This is a genomic window from Streptomyces niphimycinicus (genome assembly GCF_018883605.1).
In the GTDB taxonomy this organism is placed as follows: Bacteria; Actinomycetota; Actinomycetes; order Streptomycetales; family Streptomycetaceae; genus Streptomyces; species Streptomyces niphimycinicus.
Map to the genome: position 1 here is coordinate 1 of NZ_JAHLEM010000028.1, position 19,564 is coordinate 19,564.

16 protein-coding genes and 2 pseudogenes are annotated in these 19,564 nt (G+C 68.3%); 9 read left to right on the top strand and 9 right to left on the bottom strand.

Annotated features, from left to right (window positions below; all coding sequences use genetic code 11):
* Window positions 1–34 precede the first annotated feature (34 nt).
* Entirely contained in the window at window positions 35–1,348 is a 1,314-nt protein-coding gene (gene pcaDC / locus KN815_RS03575; protein ID WP_216340084.1) for a bifunctional 3-oxoadipate enol-lactonase/4-carboxymuconolactone decarboxylase PcaDC, read from the bottom strand.
* A gap of 12 nt (window positions 1,349–1,360) precedes the next feature.
* The gene (locus tag KN815_RS03580; protein ID WP_216340086.1) at window positions 1,361–2,545 is read right to left on the bottom strand and encodes a tyrosine-type recombinase/integrase; all 1,185 of its coding nucleotides are present in this window, start codon (window positions 2,543–2,545) and stop codon (window positions 1,361–1,363) included.
* A gap of 339 nt (window positions 2,546–2,884) precedes the next feature.
* On the opposite strand from KN815_RS03580, the pseudogene KN815_RS52040 reads away from it, so the two are divergent.
* The 3 genes and pseudogenes from KN815_RS52040 to KN815_RS52530 form a co-directional block, all read left to right on the top strand.
* Window positions 2,885–3,313 (top strand): annotated as a pseudogene (locus tag KN815_RS52040) (transposase); the annotation flags it as partial.
* Window positions 3,314–3,573: 260 nt separating this feature from the next.
* Window positions 3,574–3,651, top strand: a pseudogene (locus KN815_RS52525) (hypothetical protein); the annotation flags it as partial.
* A 140-nt stretch (window positions 3,652–3,791) separates the two neighbouring features.
* Window positions 3,792–4,235, top strand: coding sequence for a hypothetical protein (locus tag KN815_RS52530; protein ID WP_253208732.1), 444 nt, complete (start codon window positions 3,792–3,794; stop codon window positions 4,233–4,235).
* Window positions 4,236–4,244: 9 nt separating this feature from the next.
* Here the strand turns inward: KN815_RS52530 and KN815_RS03600 are convergent, their stop codons facing one another.
* On the bottom strand, window positions 4,245–4,592 hold the full coding sequence (locus KN815_RS03600; RefSeq protein WP_216340089.1) for a hypothetical protein: 348 nt from the start codon (window positions 4,590–4,592) through the stop codon (window positions 4,245–4,247).
* A gap of 327 nt (window positions 4,593–4,919) precedes the next feature.
* On the bottom strand, window positions 4,920–6,194 hold the full coding sequence (locus tag KN815_RS03605) for an IS4 family transposase (protein ID WP_216340091.1): 1,275 nt from the start codon (window positions 6,192–6,194) through the stop codon (window positions 4,920–4,922).
* Between the two features lie 302 nt (window positions 6,195–6,496).
* On the opposite strand from KN815_RS03605, the gene KN815_RS51840 reads away from it, so the two are divergent.
* From KN815_RS51840 to KN815_RS03615, 3 genes are all read left to right on the top strand, one after another.
* Complete coding sequence (locus KN815_RS51840) at window positions 6,497–6,640, top strand: tryptophan 7-halogenase (protein WP_308403631.1); 144 nt, start codon at window positions 6,497–6,499, stop codon at window positions 6,638–6,640.
* 13 nt (window positions 6,641–6,653) lie between these two features.
* Window positions 6,654–7,916 carry a tryptophan halogenase family protein gene (locus KN815_RS03610; RefSeq protein WP_308403632.1) on the top strand — a complete coding sequence of 421 codons (1,263 nt, stop codon included), beginning with the start codon at window positions 6,654–6,656 and terminating at the stop codon, window positions 7,914–7,916.
* 66 nt (window positions 7,917–7,982) lie between these two features.
* The gene (locus tag KN815_RS03615) at window positions 7,983–8,462 is read left to right on the top strand and encodes a flavin reductase family protein (RefSeq protein ID WP_253208733.1); all 480 of its coding nucleotides are present in this window, start codon (window positions 7,983–7,985) and stop codon (window positions 8,460–8,462) included.
* Window positions 8,463–8,691: 229 nt separating this feature from the next.
* Here KN815_RS03615 and KN815_RS03620 read toward each other — a convergent pair whose 3' ends face one another.
* From KN815_RS03620 to sbnA, 5 genes are all read right to left on the bottom strand, one after another.
* Window positions 8,692–9,408, bottom strand: coding sequence for a hypothetical protein (locus KN815_RS03620; RefSeq protein WP_253208734.1), 717 nt, complete (start codon window positions 9,406–9,408; stop codon window positions 8,692–8,694).
* 52 nt (window positions 9,409–9,460) lie between these two features.
* Entirely contained in the window at window positions 9,461–9,619 is a 159-nt protein-coding gene (locus tag KN815_RS03625; RefSeq protein ID WP_308403633.1) for a hypothetical protein, read from the bottom strand.
* A gap of 296 nt (window positions 9,620–9,915) precedes the next feature.
* On the bottom strand, window positions 9,916–11,028 hold the full coding sequence (locus tag KN815_RS03630) for a hypothetical protein (protein WP_216340093.1): 1,113 nt from the start codon (window positions 11,026–11,028) through the stop codon (window positions 9,916–9,918).
* A gap of 152 nt (window positions 11,029–11,180) precedes the next feature.
* Window positions 11,181–12,512 carry a cation:proton antiporter gene (locus KN815_RS03635; protein WP_216340095.1) on the bottom strand — a complete coding sequence of 444 codons (1,332 nt, stop codon included), beginning with the start codon at window positions 12,510–12,512 and terminating at the stop codon, window positions 11,181–11,183.
* Between the two features lie 46 nt (window positions 12,513–12,558).
* Window positions 12,559–13,497 carry a 2,3-diaminopropionate biosynthesis protein SbnA gene (gene sbnA, locus KN815_RS03640; protein WP_216340130.1) on the bottom strand — a complete coding sequence of 313 codons (939 nt, stop codon included), beginning with the start codon at window positions 13,495–13,497 and terminating at the stop codon, window positions 12,559–12,561.
* A 133-nt stretch (window positions 13,498–13,630) separates the two neighbouring features.
* Here sbnA and KN815_RS03645 point away from each other — a divergent pair, with 133 nt between their 5' ends.
* From KN815_RS03645 to KN815_RS03655, 3 genes are all read left to right on the top strand, one after another.
* A complete protein-coding gene (locus tag KN815_RS03645; protein WP_216340096.1) occupies window positions 13,631–14,569 on the top strand; it encodes a TauD/TfdA family dioxygenase in 939 nt (312 codons plus the stop codon).
* A 7-nt stretch (window positions 14,570–14,576) separates the two neighbouring features.
* A complete protein-coding gene (locus tag KN815_RS03650; RefSeq protein WP_216340098.1) occupies window positions 14,577–15,068 on the top strand; it encodes a flavin reductase family protein in 492 nt (163 codons plus the stop codon).
* A gap of 90 nt (window positions 15,069–15,158) precedes the next feature.
* Window positions 15,159–19,553 carry a non-ribosomal peptide synthetase gene (locus KN815_RS03655; RefSeq protein ID WP_216340099.1) on the top strand — a complete coding sequence of 1,465 codons (4,395 nt, stop codon included), beginning with the start codon at window positions 15,159–15,161 and terminating at the stop codon, window positions 19,551–19,553.
* The last annotated feature ends 11 nt before the right edge of the window (window positions 19,554–19,564 follow it).

Here is a 19,564-nt window from a genome sequence, read left to right on the forward strand (position 1 = left end):
ACGCCCGAATCGCACCGGACTTCATCGAGGCCGCTTAGCCCTCCGGGCTTGTCTCCTCGCGGATGATCCGCTGGGCCACGGCGAAGGCGGAGTTCGCGGTCGGCACCCCGCAGTAGACGCCGGTGTGCAGCAGCACCTCCTTGATCTCGGTGGGGGTCAGCCCGTTGCGCAGCGCGGCGCGGGTGTGGAAGGCGAGTTCGTCGAGGTGGCCGCGGGCGGCGAGGGCGGTGAGGGTGACCACGCTGCGGGTGCGCCGGTCGATTCCGGGCCGGGTCCACACCTCGCCCCAGGCGTAGCGGGTGATGAAGTCCTGGAAGTCGCCGGTGAACTCGTCGGTCAGGGATTGCGCGCGGTCCACATGGGCGTCGCCGAGCACCTCGCGGCGCACCTTGATGCCCTGGTCGTACGCGTCGGAGCGGGCGTCCAGCAGCGGCTCGGGCACATTGTGGCCGCCGTATTCGACGATCTCGGCGCCGGGCGGTACCGGCGAGAGCACGGGCTTGACCGGGGGCGCGGGGATCGCGGTCATCCCGGTCGGGTGGTCCGGGGACTGCCAGGAGCTGGAGAAGTGGCGCACCAGCAGATCGGTGACGGCCATCGGCTGTTCGACGGGGGTGAGATGGGAGGCGCCGGGGACGAGCGCGAGCCGGGCGTCGGCGATGCCGGCGACCAGGACGCGGGCGTCGGCGGCCGGGGTGACCTGGTCGTCGGCGCCGACCACCACGAGGGTGGGGATGCCGATCCGGCTCAGCTCGGCGCGGATGTCGAAGGCGGCGAGGGCCTCGCAGGCGGCGATGTAGCAGCCGGGGTCGGTGGTGCGGACCATCTGGACGGCCCAGTCGACGATGGCGGGCTGCGCGGCGGCGAAGGCGGGGGTGAACCAGCGCTCGGGGGTGGCGCGGGCGATCGGGTCGAGGCCGTTGGTGCGGACCACGACGCCGCGCTGCCGGAAGGAGTCGGCGGTGCCGAAGCGCGGGGAGGCGGAGACGAGGGCGAGTGAGCCCACTCTATGGGGATGTCGGAGCGCGAGTTCGGCGCCGATGGCCCCGCCGATCGAGCAGCCCGCGTAGCCGAAGCGCTCGATCTCGAGCTGGTCGAGGGTGGCCAGCAGCCGGGCGGCCAGCTCGGCCACGGAGGGGGCCGGATGGGCGGGCGCGCCGCCGTGGCCGGGGAGGTCGAAGCGGAGGACGCGCCAGTGGCGGGAGAGCTCGGGTATCTGGCGGTCCCACATATGCCATGTAGCGCCGAGGGAGGGACCCAAGACCAGGACCGGAGCCTCTTCTGGCCCGTTGACCAGGTATTTCAAGGTGGTCCTGTCTTCTTCACTCACGCTCACACGCTCCCACATCTCACAGCCGTCTCACACACCGCCGTCCTGGGCACTGTGGAGACCGCCCCATGTGGTGGCCGCTCCACGAAGATCCTCAACGTCCGGTTTCACGTACCAACGCTTGGTGGTCTTGACATTGGTGTGCCCCGCCCATCGTGCCAGGAGGTGATCCGGCACGCCATTATTGGCCAGGTAGGTGAAGCACGACGCACGGGCGTCGTAGAGGCGCACACGACGTAGCCCGGATTCCTCCATGAGCTTGTATGCACGGGTGCGGAGTTGCCTGGTGGTGTGGACTTCTCCGACGGCATTTACGCACATGTAGCCGGAGTCCACGCAGCCCGTTCCCAGGGTCAATTTCTCAGCCGCCTGGAGAGCCTTGAACTTCTTCAAGGCATCCTTTACCGGGATGGGCAGAGGGAGAATGCGTTCCCCCGCCATGGACTTGGTGTCCTTCTCCACCACTGTCTTGTTGCCCATCATCGTGCGCGTGTTGGCCACGGTAAGGGTGTCGTTGTTCAGGTCGATATCCAACCATCGGAGTGCAACCAATTCCGCCGGACGGAGTCCCATGAGGGAGAGAAGGAGCGGAGCATAGAGTCTGTCTCCACTCACCCCCTGTACGAACGTGTGAACTTCCGAGACGTTCCACGGAATGATTTCAGCCTTAACCTTCCGCTCAGCCTTTCGAGCCTTACGGGGAATACTGAGTTCCGATGCAACGTTCACGTTCACGAGTCGCTTAGTCTTGGCTCGATTCAGAACGTCTTTGAGCCGCGCAAGGCTCATGTCCACGCTCGTTACTCCGAGACCTGTTCCGGCCTTTGGCCCCCGAACACGACCGCACCGGAGAGCCCAGAGAATCCATGCTTCTACGTCTTCCTCGGTAAGCTCTTGGAGCTTGATGCTTCCGAGCTTTCCCCGAACCCTGTCCAGAGTGGTTCGGTAGTTGTAGATGGTGGTCTCTTCCAGATCTTCCGCCTTCTTTTCCAACCACTGATCAATCCACTGATTGACCGTAAGCAGATGGGGTGGAACGAAGGTTCCCGTGTTCTTTTCGTTCTCGATACGGGAGATCTCCGCCTTTACCTCTTTCGACGTGTCCTTAGTGATGGTGAGTTGCTTACGCTTCCCGTTATCGTGAAAGCCGATGTCGATTACCGCTCGATACCGGATCTTCCCGGAAGCTAGGACGATCTTCTTCGGTTCGGGCATGCCCCCACCTCTCAGAGTCTATGTAGTACCAGGCAGAGAGTACGGGCCATCTCACAGCTTCTACAAACTTTGGCCGCTCAAATCCCCCTGATCTGCGAATTCTTGAGCACAATCGTGTTGGACCAAACCGGACTACCACGAGTACCGGCAAGGGGTCCCTTATAGACCAAGTCCTACAAGCTCGTAACAGAATCTTGTTGAGTCGCTCTGATCGGGCGTGATCGACGTGCTGCCTCGACCGTTCGCGTCGTGTGACGACTCAACCGTGGATCGTGGACGACAGCTTGCGGGCGCTGATCGAACCGTTGCTGCCGCCCTGGCCCGAGCGGCCACCCGAGGCCGAAACCGGTACCGGACCGGCTATGCCTGCAAGGCATCTTGCACGTCCTGCACCGGGAGATCGTCTGGCAACCCCTACCCTTGAAGCTGAAGTTCGGCTCCGGACAGACCTGCTGGCGCCGCCTGGGCCGCTGGCAGAAGGTTTGGGTCTACGAGCGTCTCCGCTGCATCCTGCTCGCCGAACTGAACGCGGCCGGCGAACTCGACTGGACCCGCGCGTGCGTAGATGACTCTCACGTGCGTGCGAAAGAGGGGGATTCTACGACCGGCCCGTCACCGGTCGACCGGCGGAAGACGGGCAGCAACTACCAGTGTTGCCGGACGCTGATGCTCAACTCAGCTGCGGCATCTCGCTGCTTGATGTCTCTCGCATGTCGTGCGTTTACCAGAAACTTGGAGAGACTTGGGGCCAGCGGAAGCTCGTGCTGATCGTCGCCTGTTCCCTCTGCACGGTTGGCCATGGGCATTGTCGTCTCAGTTCCCGTCATCGGCATGCGCAGCACCGATACCCTACGCGGTGACCGACGGTTGGTGAGAACCGGAGTCGAAGGCATGCTTACGGTGATGGGTTCGTGTTTGAGCAGTGGCTGAGTTCGAGCAACAGGTGGTCGAGGGCGGTTCGGCTGGTTTGCGTGCTGGCGCTTAGCGGGAGCCCACGAGTCCGTACTCATAGTTGAGGATTTCCGGGCCAGGCCAGTTACGGCTCGGCCAACGCCTTCCTGGACGCCCTGGCGCACCACCGCGGTGACACCACGAGCTTCGGCTGGACCTCCTGGCGCGGCCAGGGCATGGCGGTGAACGAGGTCGTGGACCTGGAGCTGCGCGAGCGGGGCGTCACGACATCTCGCTGCCGGAGGCGTTTGCGGCGTGGGACCACGCGGCGCGCCGGGGGACCGGGCACTTCCCGGTGCTGCGCACGATCCCGCTGGAGGCCGGCACCGAACCGCTGCCGCTGCTGCGGGAGATCGGCACGGCGGAGCCCGCGGCGGCCGGTGCGGACCAGGGAGGCGACCTCTTCGCGGGGCTGTCGGACGAGGAACTGCACGCGCGGCTGACCGAGGAGATCGTCGGGCAGATCGCCGGCGAGATGCGGCTGCCGGTGGCGTCGTTCGACGTGCGCCGCTCGCTGGTGGAGGCAGGGCCTCGACTCGGTGATGACAATGGTCATCCGCAGGCGGCTGGAGAAGCGGTTCGGCCACAAGCTGCCTGCCACGCCGCTGTGGCACCAGCCGACGGTGGTGGCGATCAGCGAACACGTCGCGGAGTTGCTGTCGGCGCGATGACCCACCGCACGCCGAACTGCCCCCTCTCCGGCCGGAGAGGGGGCAGTTTCAGTCGGGTGCCGGAGTGAGCGGGCCCGTCACCAGATTCCGCACTGGTGGATCCACTTGCTGTCGAGCACGTTGCCCTGGGTGTCGCGGACCTCGACCGTGTAGTCCCAGCCGCCGAAGGGCCTCTCGTCGACACGCCAGGTCCCGTCGGCCTTGACGACGAGGGTGTCCTCCGCCACCGGATAGTCGCCGAGGTGGCGGACGACGATGGTCTGGCCCGGCATGTAGCCGCTGCCCCACGCGTCCACCGAGTACGAGTAGCAGTCCAGGTAGCCGTCCGTCTTCAGCGCTGACGCCGACGCCGGGGTCGCGGCGAAGCCCGTCAGGGCCAGGGCCGCCGCCGCGGCGATGCCGGCCGCTTTGATGGTGCCTAACATCCGAGAACTCCTTCTTCGAGACTCCGGGAAAGTGTGCGCCGGGATCGTAAACCCCTGTCCCGGAATGTCAGGGCGTGGTCGGGTGAATTGCACCGGATTGCGGTCGGTGAAGCACTGCGTATCACCTGCGACTTTCACTGGTCGCTTAAGGGCCTTCCGGGGGTTTCGCCGCGAACCTAGTACTCCAGCCGCAACACCGTTGATTTAGCGCTTTGACCTGGCTTTCAAGCCGTCTTCCATCACCGTGACCTCGGCTTCGAGGGTGTAGTGCTGAGCGGTGGCGGGGTGCTGGAGGGAGTTCTTGCTGTACTTGCTGGTCGGGTTCTTTCAGGTTCGGGCCTTGGCTCGCTGCTGGCGGCGGGCGGGAAGGAGGCTGTCCAGGACGGCGTGGCCGATCGCACCGACCAGGGTGACCTCCCTGGGAAGGATCCCAGCGGCAGTGGTGACCTGGTCGCGGGCGGTCTCCAGCGCGATGGTGAAGCTGATCCGGTCCGGGTCGAGAGTCGGCCGGCTGGCGGCGGCGTCGGCGGTGATCCGTATGAGGGCCTGGTAGGCGGTCAACAGGGCGTACACCTCCTGGTCGACCTCCCGCGGGCGGTGCGAGCGCAGGACGCGGCTGTCCAGCATCGTGGCCTTGATCAAGAAGTACGTGGTCTCGGCCTGCCACCTCTCGTGGTAGAGAGCGACGAGTTCGCGGGCGGGGTAGCGGGCGGGGTCCGTGAGGCTGGTCGCCAGGCGCCACTGCTCGCGGCGGACCGTGCCGTCGGCGTAGGTCACGGTGATCCAGGCTTCGACAATCCGCACCGGCAGCTTCCCCATGCCGAAGGTCGACAGGTAGGAGCCGTCAGGCAGCCGCTTGATGATCAGCGGGATGCGCCTGGCTCCGGACCGGCACAGGAACTCTGCTCCGGTGGACCGGAGTTGGAGCAGGAAGGGGTAACCGTCGAAGCCGGTGTCCAGCAGTACAAGCATCCCGCTGGTCAGCCGATCGAGCATCCGCTCGGCGTAGGTGGTCTCGCCTGTGGTCTCCGGGCCGAAGGCGGCGGCGAGCACCGCCCGGGTGCCGCACTCGATGAGTACGAGCAGTCGCAGCAGCGGGTAGCCGAACTCCACGTCCTCGCCCTTGCGCTTGCGTTTGGCGTGCCGGGCGGCGATCGGTTCGCTGTCGGGAAGGTGCAGGCTGGTGCCGTCGATGGCCACCAGCCGCAGGCCCCGCCAGAACGCGCCGGGAGTACGTGGTCCGGCTACCGGCCCGGCCAGCGTCTCAAACAATGCCTGGAACGGTGCGGCTCCCACCCGGCGACGTGCCCGGCACAGCGCCGAGGTACACGGCCGCACCAGGGCGAGGGCGTCCAGGCTCGCGACGAGTTTGCTCCACACCGCTCGGTAGCTGCACCGCTCGAACAGTGCCAGCGCCAGGACGAAGTACACCACCACTCGCGAGGGCAGCAGCCTGACCCGCTTCTGGACCGTGCCGGTCTCTTCCAGTACCGCATCGACCAGGGCGAAGTCCACCACCTGGGTCAACTCCCCGAGGTGTCCCGGCGCGAACACGCCCTTGGCTACCGCGATCTCACGGGTGATGACAGACTGCTCCTGCAACGGAACTCCTTGATCAACTCTCTTGGCAGAAGGTTGATCTATCGGAGTTCCGTTGCGTCGTTCAACCCCCTTGACACGTCACCGCCAGGCCAAAGTCAACGGTGTTGCGGCTGGAGTACTAGTCTCGAATTCTGTCCGGCCTTTGCGGCCCAACTCGATGGGAGATGCACGCATGCTCAACAGAGTCGTGATCGTGGGAGGCGGTACGGCGGGTTGGATGACCGCCTCCTATCTCAAGGCCGCTTTCGGCGACCGGATCGACATCACGCTGGTCGAGTCCGGGAAAGTCGGCACCATCGGCGTTGGGGGAGGCGACTTTCAGCGACATCCGGCACTTCTTCGAGTTCCTGGGGCTCAAGGAGAAGGACTGGATGCCGGCCTGCAACGCCACGTACAAACTGGCGGTGCGGTTCGAGAACTGGCGGGAGAAGGGCCATTACTTCTAACCCGTTCGAGCAGATGCGGTCGGTCAACGGCCATCCGCTGACCGACTGGTGGCTCCAGGGCGGTCCCACCGGACGGTTCGACAAGGACTGCTTCGTGATGGCCTCGGTCATCGACGCCGGGCTGAGCCCCCGCAGGCTCGACGGCACCCTGCTCGACACCCCGTTCGACGAGAACGCGGAGGAAATGCAGGGCCTGACGATGTCCGAGCACCAGGGCAGGACGCAGTTCCCGTACGCGTACCACTTCGAGGCCGCGCTGCTGGCCAAGTACCTGACGAGGTACGCCGTGGAGCGCGGTGTCCGGCATGTGATCGACGACGTCGAGGAAGTGGACCTCGACGAACGGGGCTGGATCAGGTCGGTCCGTACGGCCGGGCACGGTGCGCTCACCGGTGATCTGTTCGTCGACTGCACCGGCTTCCGCGGCCTGCTGCTGAACAAGGCCCTCGAGGAGCCGTTCATCTCCTACCAGGACACCCTGCCCAACGACAGCGCTGTCGCGCTCCAGGTCCCTATGGACATGGAGCGGCGCGGTATACGTCCGTGCACCACGGCCACCGCCCAGGACGCCGGCTGGATCTGGACGATCCCGCTGACGGGCCGGGTCGGCACCGGCTACGTCTACGCCAGGGACTACGTCTCCCCCGAGGAGGCCGAGCGCACCCTGCGCGAGTTCGTCGGCCCCGCGGCGGCCGACGTCGAGGCCAACCACATCCGGATGCGCATCGGCCGCAGCCGCAACTCCTGGGTGAACAACTGCGTCGCCGTCGGGCTGGCCAGCGGGTTCGTCGAGCCGCTGGAGTCGACCGGCATCTTCTTCATCCACCACGCGATCGACCAGCTCACCAAGAACTTCCCCGGCGCCGACTGGCACCCCACCCACCGCGACCGGTACAACGACGCCGTCGCCCACGTCATGGACGGCGTACGGGAGTTCCTGGCCGTGCACTACGCCTCGGCCAAGCGGTCGGACACGCAGTACTGGCGTGACACCAAGACGCGCCCGCTGCCGGACGGGCTCGCCGAGCGCATCGAGAAGTGGCGCACCCAACTGCCGGACAGCGAGACGGTGTACCCCTACTACCACGGGCTGCCGCCGTACTCGTACATGTGCATCCTGCTCGGCATGGGCGGCATCGACCTCAAGCCGTCGCCCGCGCTCGCCCTCGCCGATCCCAGCGCGGCGCATCTGGAGTTCGAGGCGATCCGGGAAAAGACCGAGCAGCTCACCAGGACGTTGCCCGCGGCCTACGACTACTTCTCCCAGCTTGGCTGACGCTCCGTGGCGGGCCCGCCACGGCGGGCCTCTCGCGGGCGGCCGTACGGCAGGAAGCGGAGCGCGATGAGCGAATCGACCATCCGGACCGAGCTCTTGGCGACCCCCGACGCGTTCCGGACGCTGATGAGCGGCTTTCCCACGGGGGTCGCCGTTGTCACCACGACCGACGCGGCCGGCGTACAGCGCGGAATGACCTGTTCGTCCCTGTGCGGAGTGTCGTTGGAGCCGCCGGTGCTGCTGGTGTGCCTGCGGGCCGGCAGCCCCACGCTGGAGGGGGTGCTGGACTCCCGGACCTTCGCGGTGAACCTGCTGCACGCCGACGCCCGGCCGACGGCCGAGCTGTTCGCCTCAGGTGATGCGCAGCGCTTCACCAAGGTCGCCTGGCAGGCGGACCCGCAGGCCGCGGGGCCGCATCTGGTGCGGGACGCGCACACCGTCGCGGACTGCGCGGTGCTGTCGGCCCAGCCGGTGGGCGACCATGTGACGGTGTACGGGGAGATCCGCAGGGTCACCCGGCGAGGTGACCGGATCCCGCTGCTGTAGGCCTGAGGCAGTTCCGGCCATGGCCGGAGCACTGACCGCCGGCGTCCGCTCGCACAGCCGGCCGCCGAGCAGCGCCAGGCCCAGGGGCGTCACCGTGTGCAGCACTTTGTTCCGTAGCCGACGCGTGGTGATCAGCCCCGACTGGCGCAGTACGGCCGCGTGCTGGCTGGCGCCCGCCGACGAGATGCCCAGGCGGGTGGGAGCTGGCCGGTGGTGCAGGCGGCCGTCATCAGCACCCGCAGCGCGGCCGCCCGGGTCTGGCCGACCAGGGCGCCGAGGGCCTGCACGTCGGGCTCCGGGCCGCCCCACAGATCGGCGGCCCGGTTGCCGACGGGCGGGGCGGCGAAGACGAGCGCCGCCATGCCGGTGCCGGGTCGCACTCGACGACCCGGCCGACCTTGCCGGGCAGGAACACGGAGGGACACAACAACATGCCCCGGCCGTCGAGACGGATCTCGCGGTCGGGGCCGTCGGGTATCTCCAGGGCCGAGCCGGTCCACACGATTCTGGGATGCAGCGTGGCGAGCAGCTCCTCGACGCCGCCGGTCATGATGATCCGGCCGCGTGCCTCGCACTCGGCTTCAAGCCGTTCGCCGATGCGGTCCCAGTACGGGACGATCGCCGCCCGCCACACGTCCACGGCCAGCCGGAACGCGTCCGCGCGGGTCAGCCCCACAGGCGGCCCGCCGCTCGTCACCGGCCTGCGCTCCAGCAGGAACAGCAGGTCGTCCGGGGCGTCGACGGTGCGCGTCAGCCGGGCCGAGGTCGTCCAGGGCGGGGTCTGCAACGGCAGACGGCGACGGGCCTCGTCACGCCACCGCGCATAGCCGGCATGGCCGGATCCGGTCAGCACACCGAGCGCGAAGGCTCCCTCGGCGACCGGGCCGAGCGTGCTCCGCAGCCGGGTGCGGGCCAGGTCCGCCGCGGGGAAGTGAACTCTCTGCATGCTCGCCCCTGGTGGTGGTGATGAGCGGGCCGCCCGCGGACGACCCGCTCGGTCAGAAGCCGGGTGCCGACGCCGGGGCCCGGAGGGTGCCGAGGTAGGGATGCCACAGATGGCCGGGGTTGCCCTCCACCTCCGCAACGATCTCCCGCATCGCCGCGAGGGCCTTGGGCTCCTCCCCGTCGTAGACGTCGCCCTGGAGCATCTTCAGCACGTCGACGCGGTAGCGCGGGTCCTGGACGAAGGCGGTGTCGAAGCCCGCGCCCCCAAGACCAACCGGGTCCGCTTCGACAGGTACTCCGGCCCGGGCTTCACCGACCTGGCCCGATGATCACGGTCCCCGGCCGCGCGGCGGGCTCTCACCGCTGGACGCGGGCTGGTCCGACCCTGCTCGACGCGTCGTCCACGGCGCGCGGAGGGGCGAACGCCGCAGACGACGACACGGCTGGGCCGTAGCTTCGCGAACCCGGATCTCCTCAACCGGCGGACGGAGCTACGACGCATGCTCCCTCACATGCGCGCCGCGAACGTCGGGGTGGCGAATAGCTGGATGTACACCCCCGCAGCCCACAGAGTGCCATCCGGGGCACCGGAGAGTTCGTACACGTTCGTCACGTAGTAGCCGGTCGTCTCGGGGACACGGGTGACCTCTTGCCACCCGGTGCCGGTCCAGCGCAGGATTCCGGAGCTGCTGTTGCTGCTGCCCAGTCGGAGCCCGGCGTACAACGTCCCCTTGGCCCAGGCCAGTTCCCCGATCCCGGTCGCACCCGGCACCGTCACATCCGCGCCGCCGGTCCAGGCGGTGCCGTTCCAGCGCAGCACCGTCGTGCCCGCGGTGGCCCACACCTCGCCCGACGGACCGGCTGCGATCTCCTCGATGGCGGCGGTGCCGGACGGAACCGGCACTTCCCTCCACGACGTGCCGTTGTAGCGGGTGACGTAGCCGCGGCAGTTGCTGCCGCCCACGGTCGTGCAGGTCCGACCGGCGGCCCAGATCTCGTTGGCCGATTTCACGTACAAGGAAGTGAGTTCGGTCTTGCTGCCGGACGTGGGAGTTATCTTGGTGACCTGCCAGCTGCTGCCGGTCCAGTGGCCGATCGTGCCCGGGAGCGCGGACGCCGACGACGCATCGGTTCCGCCGACCGCCCAGACGTCGGTGGCCGATACGGCCTTGATGGCCTGGAAGCTCACCGTCGCGTCGGCGGGCGAGCGGGTCTCCCAGGCCGTGCCGTTCCAGTGGTTGCCGACGCTGGCCGCACTCACACTCTGGCCGATGACCCAGAAGTCGTTTGCGGACGTGGCGGTCCAGACCCCGTCGTCGTTCGTCTCGATGTTCTGGCTCGAGGACAGGGCCGGGAGTAACGTCCATGAGTTTCCGTCACGGTGCCAGAATCTGGCGACCTCGCCCGATCCGGGATCACCGCCGGGGTAGCTGCCGCTGCGGGCGAACACCGTGTCACCGTCGCCGGCGAGGAAGGCGTCGAACCATCGCGAGCTGTCCGGGTCGGCGACCGCCGTCCAGGTGTCGGCCGCCGCCGTGGGGCCCGCGGCGAGGGCCATGGCCGCACCTGCCGCCGCCAACAGGACCGTTGCCCTGCGCAGCCTGGCGACCACGCCTCGCATGTGACTGGATCGTCGAGTGAACACTGCTTTCCTCCTTGATGGGGCCTGAGTCGGGGCGGCGCCACGGGCTCTAGCCCGGGCCGCCCTCGTCCGGGCCGATCTTTCGGACACTTGCTACGTGCCGCCTATAGGAACTCCTGCATGCGGCGCCGTCAGTGCACCCCTTTCGGCTCGCGGTCCCCACCCACGGGGACGTCCTCGCTCCGCGAGCGCAGGCGGAGTTGTTCCTCCTCGGTGTACTCGACGCGCCTCATGGCCAGCCGCAGCAGCGGCGGGGCCATCACCGAGGTCACCACGGCGATCAGGACCACGATGGTGTACGTGGCGGCGTCCATGATGCCCAGCCGCAGGCCGACCATCGCGACGATCACCTCGATGACGCCTCGGGCGTTCATCCCGGCGCCGAGTGCCAGCGCTTCCCACTTGCTCAGCCGGCTCAGCCATGCGCCCAGGTAGGCGCCGGCGAACTTGCCGAGGACCGCGATGACGAGCACGAGCAGAGCCGCACCCAGCACCTCGGGACGGGACAGCGCCCTGAGGTCGACCCTCAGTCCCGCGGTCGCGAAGAACAGCGGAGCCAGTGCCGCGAGGACGACGGTGCGGAGCGCGGCCGTGCGCGCGGCGGTGAACTCCTTGCTGGAACCGATGAGCGTGCCGCACACGAAGGCCCCGAAGACCGCCTCGAGTTTCAGCGACTGGGTACCGGCGGCGGCGAGCAGGATCAGCGCGGTGACCACCGCGACGGTCTGCTCGGCGGAACCGCTGCTGAGCCGCAGAGCGGTGCGGACCAGGGGACGCCCGATCACCACCGCCACGAGCAGCACGATCAGCATGCGCACCAGCGTTAGGGCGATGTCGTCGGCGCCGAGACCGCCCACGGCCATCGCGGAGACGATCGACAGCATGAACCACCCGAAGGCGTCGTCGATCACGCCGGCCATGAGCGTCAGCTGGCCCACGTTGCGATGAATGAGGTTCATGTCCATGAGCGTCTTGGCGATGACGGGGATCGCGCTCACGCACATGGCGACGCCCAGGAAGAGCGCGAAGACCGTGGTGTCGGATCTGTCCGGAGCCAGCACATGCGCCAGCGGGTACCCGACGGCGACGCCGAGCCCGAGGGGGATGAGCAGTCCGGACAGGCTGATCTGCAGCGCCGCCCGGCCACGGCGGCGCATCGACGCGAGGTCCATCTCGGCACCGGTGAGTCCGACCAGGAGCAGGACGGCGATCTGACCGACGGCATCGAGCAGATGCATCTGCTCCGGGTCGGCCGGCAGCAGCCAGCCGGAGATGTCCGGAGCCAGCCACCCCATCAGCGAGGGCCCCAGCAGGACGCCCGCGGTCAGCTCCCCCATGATCGCGGGCATGCCCATACGGGCGGTGAGGCGGCCCAGCACGACAGCCGCGAACAGGAGCACGCCCACTTGGAGCAGGAAGACGAGAAGCATATGGGATTCCATGGAAGGTACCGGTGCCGCCATCGAAACTCCTCTGAAATGTCTTCACCCCATGGGGCCCGTACCTGAATCAGCCGAACGCCTCGGAGACCCATTTTTCGTCGTAGATGGTGTCCAGATAGTGGTGGCCCAGATCCGGTGAAATGGCGACTGCCGTCAATTTCTCCGACGCATCGTTGGCCGTCAGCCAGTCGAGTGCGCCATGGACCACGGTTCCGGTGGAACCACCGAGCAGAAAGCCATGTCGGACCAGCTCGTGACATGTTCGGATCGTGTCGGCCTCGGAGACGTGCACCACCGCGTCGACGCACGAGGTGTCCAGGATGGCGGGGCGGACGCTGGTGCCGAGCCCCGGAATCATGCGGCGCTCTTCGGGCTCTCCGAATGTCACCGAACCGACGCTGTCGATGGCCACGATCGTGACGGAAGGACGCGTCTCCCGGAAATACCTGGCACAACCCATCAGCGTGCCGGTGGTGCCCGCTCCGATGAAGAGCACGTCGATTTCGGGGAAAGCCTTGGCTATCTCCTGGGCCGTGGTCCTGTAGTGCCCCATCCAGTTGCCCGCGTTGGCGTACTGGTTCAGCCATCTGTAATCGGGACGATCCGCGCACAGCCGCCGGACGTGGGCGAGCCGGGCCCCGAGGAATCCGTTCTGCGGATCCGGGTCGGTGACGACGTACACCTCGGCGCCCAAGGCTTCCATCACCTGCCGCGCCGAGCGGTTGCAGCGGGTGTCCGTGACGCAGATGAACCGGTAGCCCCGCCGCGCGGCCACGATGCTCAGCGCCACGCCCATGTTTCCCGAAGAGGATTCCACCAGGGTGTCGCCGGGGGCGAACCGGCCCTCCCGCTCCCCCTCGTCGACCATCTCAACGGCCGCTTTGATCTTTATCGAGCCTGCAAAGTTGAACCCTTCACACTTGAGCATGATCCGACGACCGGTCATTTCAAGGAGGTCGATGTAAAGGTCGCCGACGTTGAACCCCAGTGGATTTGAGACAATCATGGTCACGTCGACATCGTCCCGCCCGGCTCCATAGAGAAGCTATACGAACGCAGCGGATAGACATGGTAGGGAGAAAATATAGACCCCCCGGGCAGCGTGGGTCCCCAGCCTTTTCCAAGGAAGGGAGAGACCGATGGTCGGCGACCGGGAATGGTCCCCCCTGGAGCTCACTCCGAACGCGATCGGGGTCTCTCCGGGGCCGGAAGGACTGGTGGAGTACCTGGCGGCCACCGACCTTCGCGAACAGCTGGTGAAGGCCAAGGCAATCGTGTTCCGGGATTTTCGTCTCAGTCCACGCGATCTCGAATCGAAACTGGATCTCTTCCTGCCCAATCGACTGGCCTATGTGCACGGGAACTCGCCGCGAACCAAGGTGGGAAAGAACGTCTACACCTCCACCGAGTACCCCGCGGAATTCACCATCTCCATGCACAACGAACTGTCCTACTCGCACCACTGGCCCACCCGGCTGCTCTTCTTCTGCGAGCAGGCGCCGGCCATCGGCGGTGCCACTCCGGTGGTGGACAGCACACGGTGGCTGGCCGCCCTGGACGACGATGTGCGCGACGCCTTCCGCGGCGGTGTCCGCTACACACAGAACCTCCACGGCGGCGCGGGCCTGGGCAAGAGCTGGCAGGACACGTTCGAGACCGGGAAGCCGGACGAAGTGGAGGAGTTCCTCGCCCAGGCCGACGCGTCGTGGGTGTGGAAGCCCGACGGCGGCCTTCGCGTCAGCCAACTGCGCCCTTCGACCCGCAAGCACCCCGTCACCGGCGACGAGGTCTGGTTCAACCAGGCGGACCAGTGGCATGCGGCCGGCCTGGGCGACGAGACGGCCGCCGCGCTGCGGGCCATCCTGCCGGAGGAGGACCTGCCCCAGTCGGTCACCTTCGCCGACGGCTCCCCGATCCCCGAGGAGTACGTCGTCCAGATCCGTGACCGAGGGCTGAGCAACGCCGTCGACGTGTACTGGCAGGCCGGTGACGTCCTGCTCGTCGACAACCTTCTGGTCGGGCACGGCCGGCGCCCATTCTCCGGAAACCGCCGGGTCCTCGTGGCCATGTCGGACTGACTCGGAGATGACTGCTCCCGCGCAGGATCAGGAGCTCGCCGAGTCCGTGCGACGCGCCGCCCGACGGTCCGTCACCGGCGTGACGATCGTGGCGGTCAGGCACGCCGACGACACCCACGCGATGACCGCCAACTCGTTCGTGACGCTCTCGCTGCGGCCCGCGCTGGTCGGCATCTGTGTGACCCCGGAAGGACGGATGAGGCCGCACATGCGCCCGGGCCGCAGGTTCGGCATCAGCGTTCTGAACGAAGCCGAGGCCGACTACGCCCGGCACTTCGCCGACCGGCGACGGCCGGGCACCATGCCTCCGCTGGACCAGTTGACCCCGGGCGGGCCTCCCCTCGTGCCGGCCTGTGCCGCCTACTTCGTCTGCGACGTCGCGTACACCCACGCGGTCGGCGACCACGACCTCCTCGTCGGGTCCGTCGTCGACTGCGGCGTACGGTCCACGGGCACCCCGCTCACCTTCCTGGACGGCGAATTCGGAGGCAGCGGGTAACGCGCCTGACAGCACAGGCCGGAACGGGACGTGTCACCACCGGCCCCCTCCCGTGATGCCGCCGGACACCCTCTGAGGATGTGAAGCGCTATGACCGACCTCGCACGGATCCCCCTTTCCGCGGCACAGCGGGGGGTGTGGTTCGCCCATCTGCTCGACCCCTCGCAACAGACTTTCAACTGCGCCGAGTACCTCGCCGTCGACGGGGCACTGGACATCCGGCTCCTGCGCTCGGCCTGGGCCCGGCTACGGGCCGAGGCCGACGTGGTGCGGGTCCGGTCGATCGACTCGGCCGACGGACTGTGGCAGTTGGTCGAGCCGCCGGACGACACGGAACTCCCGCTGATCGACTGCTCGGGCAGCCGTGACCCGGAGGCCGCGGCACACGACTGGATGCAGGCCGACCTCACCCGCCCCGTCGACCTGTCGCGCCCGCCCGTCTCGGCCTTCGCCCTGCTCGAACTGGCCCCGGACCGCTACTACTTCTACTACCGGATGCACCACGCCCTCGTCGACGGCTACAGCATCCGGATGATCGGGAAACGGCTGGCGGCCCTCTACTCCGCGCTGGCCGACGGCCGACCGGATCCGGGCCCGAAGTTCGCCCCGCTCACCGTGCTCATCGACGAGGACCGCGACTACCGGGCTTCCGCGCAGTTCCAGCGCGACCGGGAGTACTGGACCGAGCGCTTCGCCGACCGGCCCGGGGCCACCCGCCTGCCCGGCTGGCCCCGGGCCTCCGAAGGAGACGGTCCACGACGGCTCACCGCCCCCGGGGCACTGACCGCGTCGGAAGTCGACGGCCTGCACGCGATCGCGGCTGCCGCTGGAGTGACCTGGCAGATCGTGCTGGTGGCCGCAATCGCCGCCTACACCCGTCGGGTGACCGGTCAGCGGGAGGTGATCCTCGGCCTGCCCGTGGCCGGACGCCGCAGCGGCGCGTCCCGCCGTACGCCCGGGATGGCCACCAACTCCATCGCGCTGCGTCTGCGCGTCGACGCCTCGCGGAGTCTGGCCAACCTGGTGGCGCAGGTCGCGGAGGAGGTCCGGGGCGCACTGCGGCACGAGCGGTACCGCGCCGAGGACCTGCGCCGCGATCTCGAACTGGAGGAGAACGGGCGCCCGTTCATCGGGCCGATGATCAACTTCATGCCGGGCGACCCGACTCTGCGCTTCGGGGAACATCCGGCGACCGCCCACAACCTCGCTTCCGGCCCCATCGTCGACCTCTCGGTCAGTGTCGCCGAGAGCGGCGACGCGACGGGCCTGACGCTGGTCTTCGAAGCGAATCCGGACAGCCACGACGAACGCGGGTTCCTCGACCACCGCGACCGTCTGATGGCCTTCCTCAAGAAGGCGGCAGCCGCGCCCGACCGCTCCCTGTCACGCGTCGACACCCTGCTGCCCAAGGAACGGCAGCACCTCTTGACCGAGCGGAACCGCACCACCCGGTACGTACCGCCACAGACAGTGCCGCAGCTGTTCGCCCGGCAGGCGGCTCGCACACCGGACGCGTCAGCGGTGCGGCACGACGGGCGCTCGTGGACGTACGCGGAACTCGACGCGTGGTCGAACGCACTGGCGACCGACCTGCGTGCACAGGGGCTGGGGCCCGAGGAGTTCGCGGCGATCCGCCTGGGCCGCTCGCCCGAGCTGATCGTGGCGATGCTCGCCGTCCTGAAGAGCGGTGCGGCGTACGTACCCGTGGACCCGGACTACCCCGCCGAACGGATCGAGTACATGCTCTCGGACCTGGCACCGGGCTGCGTGATCTCGGCGGTGGCCCCGCCTCCGGACGAGCCCGTAGAGGCCCCCGTCACCGCCGCGACGGTCGACCCCGCGCACCCCGCCTATCTGATCTACACATCCGGCTCCACCGGCAGACCGAAGGCGGTGGCGGTCCCGCACTCCGCGATGCGCAACTTCGTCCTGGACCACGCACGGCGCTTCGGGCTCAACGAGACGAGCCGCGCACTGCAGTTCGTCTCTCCGAGCTTCGACGTCGCCACGGGCGACATCTGGCCGACGCTGCTGACGGGCGGCTGCCTGGTGCTCGCCCCCGAGGCGCGCACCATGGGCGCCGAGACCCTGCTGACACTGCTCGCCGCAGAGCGGATCACCCATGCGACGATCCCCCCGGCGATGCTCGCCCAACTGCCCCACCCGGAACTGCCGGATCTGGCCGTCCTGATCACCGGTGGCGAGCGGGTGGACCCGGAGGTCGTCCGGCGGTGGGGCGCGGGACGACGAATGGTGAACGTGTACGGCGTCACCGAGGCCGCCGTCGCCACCACGACGAGCACGCTGGTCCCCGGCACGCAGGCCGCCATCGGACGCCCCATCGACAACTCCCAGGTGTACGTGCTGGATTCCGGGCTGCAGCCGCTTCCGGCGGGCGCGCCGGGACAGCTGTTCATCGCCGGCACCGGCCTGGCGCGCGGCTATGTGCGACGGCCGGGCCCGACGGCCGAGCGCTTCCTGCCCTGCCCCTACGGGCTACCGGGCTCGCGTATGTACGCCACCGGCGATCTCGTGCAGTGGCGGGGCGACGGCGAGCTGGAGTTCCTCGGCCGCATCGACGACCAGGTCAAGGTGCGCGGTTTCCGGATCGAACCCGGTGAGATCGAGGCGGCACTGATGGCCAACCCGGGTGTCCGTACGGCGGTCGTCATCGTCCGTGAGGATCAGCCGGGGCGCCCGCGTCTGATCGCCTTCGTACAGCCGTTCCCGGACCACGGAACGACGCCGATCCAGCTGCGCCGGTTCCTGGGCCAGTCGCTGCCGGAGTACATGGTGCCGTCCGCCGTGGTCCTCCTCGAAGAGATACCGCTCACCCCCAACGGAAAGGTCGACCGCCGGGCACTGACCATGCCGGTGCGGACAGCGGAGAAGGCCGACGAGCCGACCGCGGGCTCTCTGGAGTCCGCCCTGTGCGCCCTGTTCGCCGAGGTGCTGGGAGTGGAGCGGGTCAGCGTGCACGACTCGTTCTTCGACCTCGGCGGAGACAGCATCGCGGTGGTTCCCCTGGTCAGCCGGGCACGGGCCGAGAACATCGAGTTCTCCGCGCGCGACGTCTTCCGGCATCCGACGATCGGCCAGTTGGCGTCGGTGGCGGCCGGCATCGCCCCGACCGAGGTCACCGAGCTCACGAGCGCCGTCGTCGACCTCACGACGGAGCAACGGGCGGCGCTCCGCACGGCGCATCCGTCCATGACCGAGGTGCTGCCGGTGTCCCCGCTGCAGGAGGGCTTTCTCTTCCACTCCCTGCTGACCGGGCCGTCGTCGGACGCCTACGCCTCCCAGCTGACGTTCGACCTCGAGGGCCCGTTGGACACCCGGGCCCTTCGGGCGGCCGGCGAGCAACTGCTCGTGCGCCACTCCAATCTGCGCGTGGCGTTCGCCCACGCGGAGCTGCCCGAAGCCGTTCAGGTGGTGTACGCGGATGTGGCGCTGCCCTGGGACCAGGTCGATCTGGCCGCTCAGCCGGACGAGAAGAGGGCGGCCGAGGCACGGCGGCTGGCCGCCGCGGACCGCGACAAGGGGTTCGACCTCGCTGCTCCGCCGCTGCTGCGTTTCCTCCTGCTCAGGCTCTCCCCCACCTCGTACCGGCTGGTGCTGACCGCGCACCACATCCTCTGGGACGGATGGTCGACGTCCACGCTGGTCCAGGAGCTGTTCACGCTGTACTCCGGCGGTGCGCTGCCGCCGGTCGTGCCGTATCGCGGGTACCTGGGCTGGCTGGCCGCCCAGGACCGGAACGCCTCCCGGCGCGCGTGGTCCAGCGCCCTCGACGGGCTGGCCGCGCCCACCCTCGTGGCTCCCGGTGCGCCGCCGGCCGACCGCCATCATCAGGTCCGTTGCGATCTGAGCCCTGCTCTCGCCGAATCCGTGAACGCGTACGCGCGCACCCACGGAGTCACCGTGAACACACTGGTGCAGGTCGCCTGGGCCACCGTGCTGGGCCAGTTGACCGGGCTCGACGACGTGGTCTTCGGATGTTCGGTCTCGGGACGGGCGCCGGAGTTGCCGGGCAGTCAGCACATGGTCGGCCTGCTCACCAACACGATCCCGGTCCGCGTGCGCCGACGGCCGGACGAACCTCTCTCCGCGCTGGTCGGCCGGCTCCAGGCCGACCAGGCCGAGCTGATGCCCCATCACTACCTGGGCCTCGGCGACATCCTGCGCAGCACCGACCTCGGCCCCGACCTCTTCGACAGCGCGATCATGTTCGTCAACTACTCCTTCGACCCGACCCGTTGGGCAGCGCCCCTCACCGATCTGAAGCTCACGGCCTTCGAGGTCGAGGACGACACCCACTACCCGCTGCGGCTGGCCGTGGTGCCCGGCCCGCCCTTCCACCTGCGGCTGGGGTACCACCCGGAGCTGTTCCGGCGCACGGACGCAGACCGCATGCTGTCGCGGCTGATCAGCGCCTTCGAGTCGATCGTCGCCGACGGGCCGGGCCGGCCGACGGACAGGCCCTAGACAAGGTGGTT

Bases quoted from the DNA above. Each gene is read 5' to 3' on its own strand.
- pcaDC (WP_216340084.1), bottom strand. From the start codon at position 1,348: ATGTGGGAGCGTGTGAGCGTGAGTGAAGAAGACAGGACCACCTTGAAA.
- KN815_RS03580 (WP_216340086.1), bottom strand. From the start codon at position 2,545: ATGCCCGAACCGAAGAAGATCGTCCTAGCTTCCGGGAAGATCCGGTAT.
- KN815_RS03600 (WP_216340089.1), bottom strand. From the start codon at position 4,592: ATGTTAGGCACCATCAAAGCGGCCGGCATCGCCGCGGCGGCGGCCCTG.
- KN815_RS03610 (WP_308403632.1), top strand. From the start codon at position 6,654: ATGCGGTCGGTCAACGGCCATCCGCTGACCGACTGGTGGCTCCAGGGC.
- KN815_RS03615 (WP_253208733.1), top strand. From the start codon at position 7,983: ATGAGCGAATCGACCATCCGGACCGAGCTCTTGGCGACCCCCGACGCG.
- KN815_RS03620 (WP_253208734.1), bottom strand. From the start codon at position 9,408: ATGCAGAGAGTTCACTTCCCCGCGGCGGACCTGGCCCGCACCCGGCTG.
- KN815_RS03630 (WP_216340093.1), bottom strand. From the start codon at position 11,028: ATGCGAGGCGTGGTCGCCAGGCTGCGCAGGGCAACGGTCCTGTTGGCG.
- KN815_RS03635 (WP_216340095.1), bottom strand. From the start codon at position 12,512: ATGGCGGCACCGGTACCTTCCATGGAATCCCATATGCTTCTCGTCTTC.
- sbnA (WP_216340130.1), bottom strand. From the start codon at position 13,497: ATGATTGTCTCAAATCCACTGGGGTTCAACGTCGGCGACCTTTACATC.
- KN815_RS03645 (WP_216340096.1), top strand. From the start codon at position 13,631: ATGGTCGGCGACCGGGAATGGTCCCCCCTGGAGCTCACTCCGAACGCG.
- KN815_RS03650 (WP_216340098.1), top strand. From the start codon at position 14,577: ATGACTGCTCCCGCGCAGGATCAGGAGCTCGCCGAGTCCGTGCGACGC.
- KN815_RS03655 (WP_216340099.1), top strand. From the start codon at position 15,159: ATGACCGACCTCGCACGGATCCCCCTTTCCGCGGCACAGCGGGGGGTG.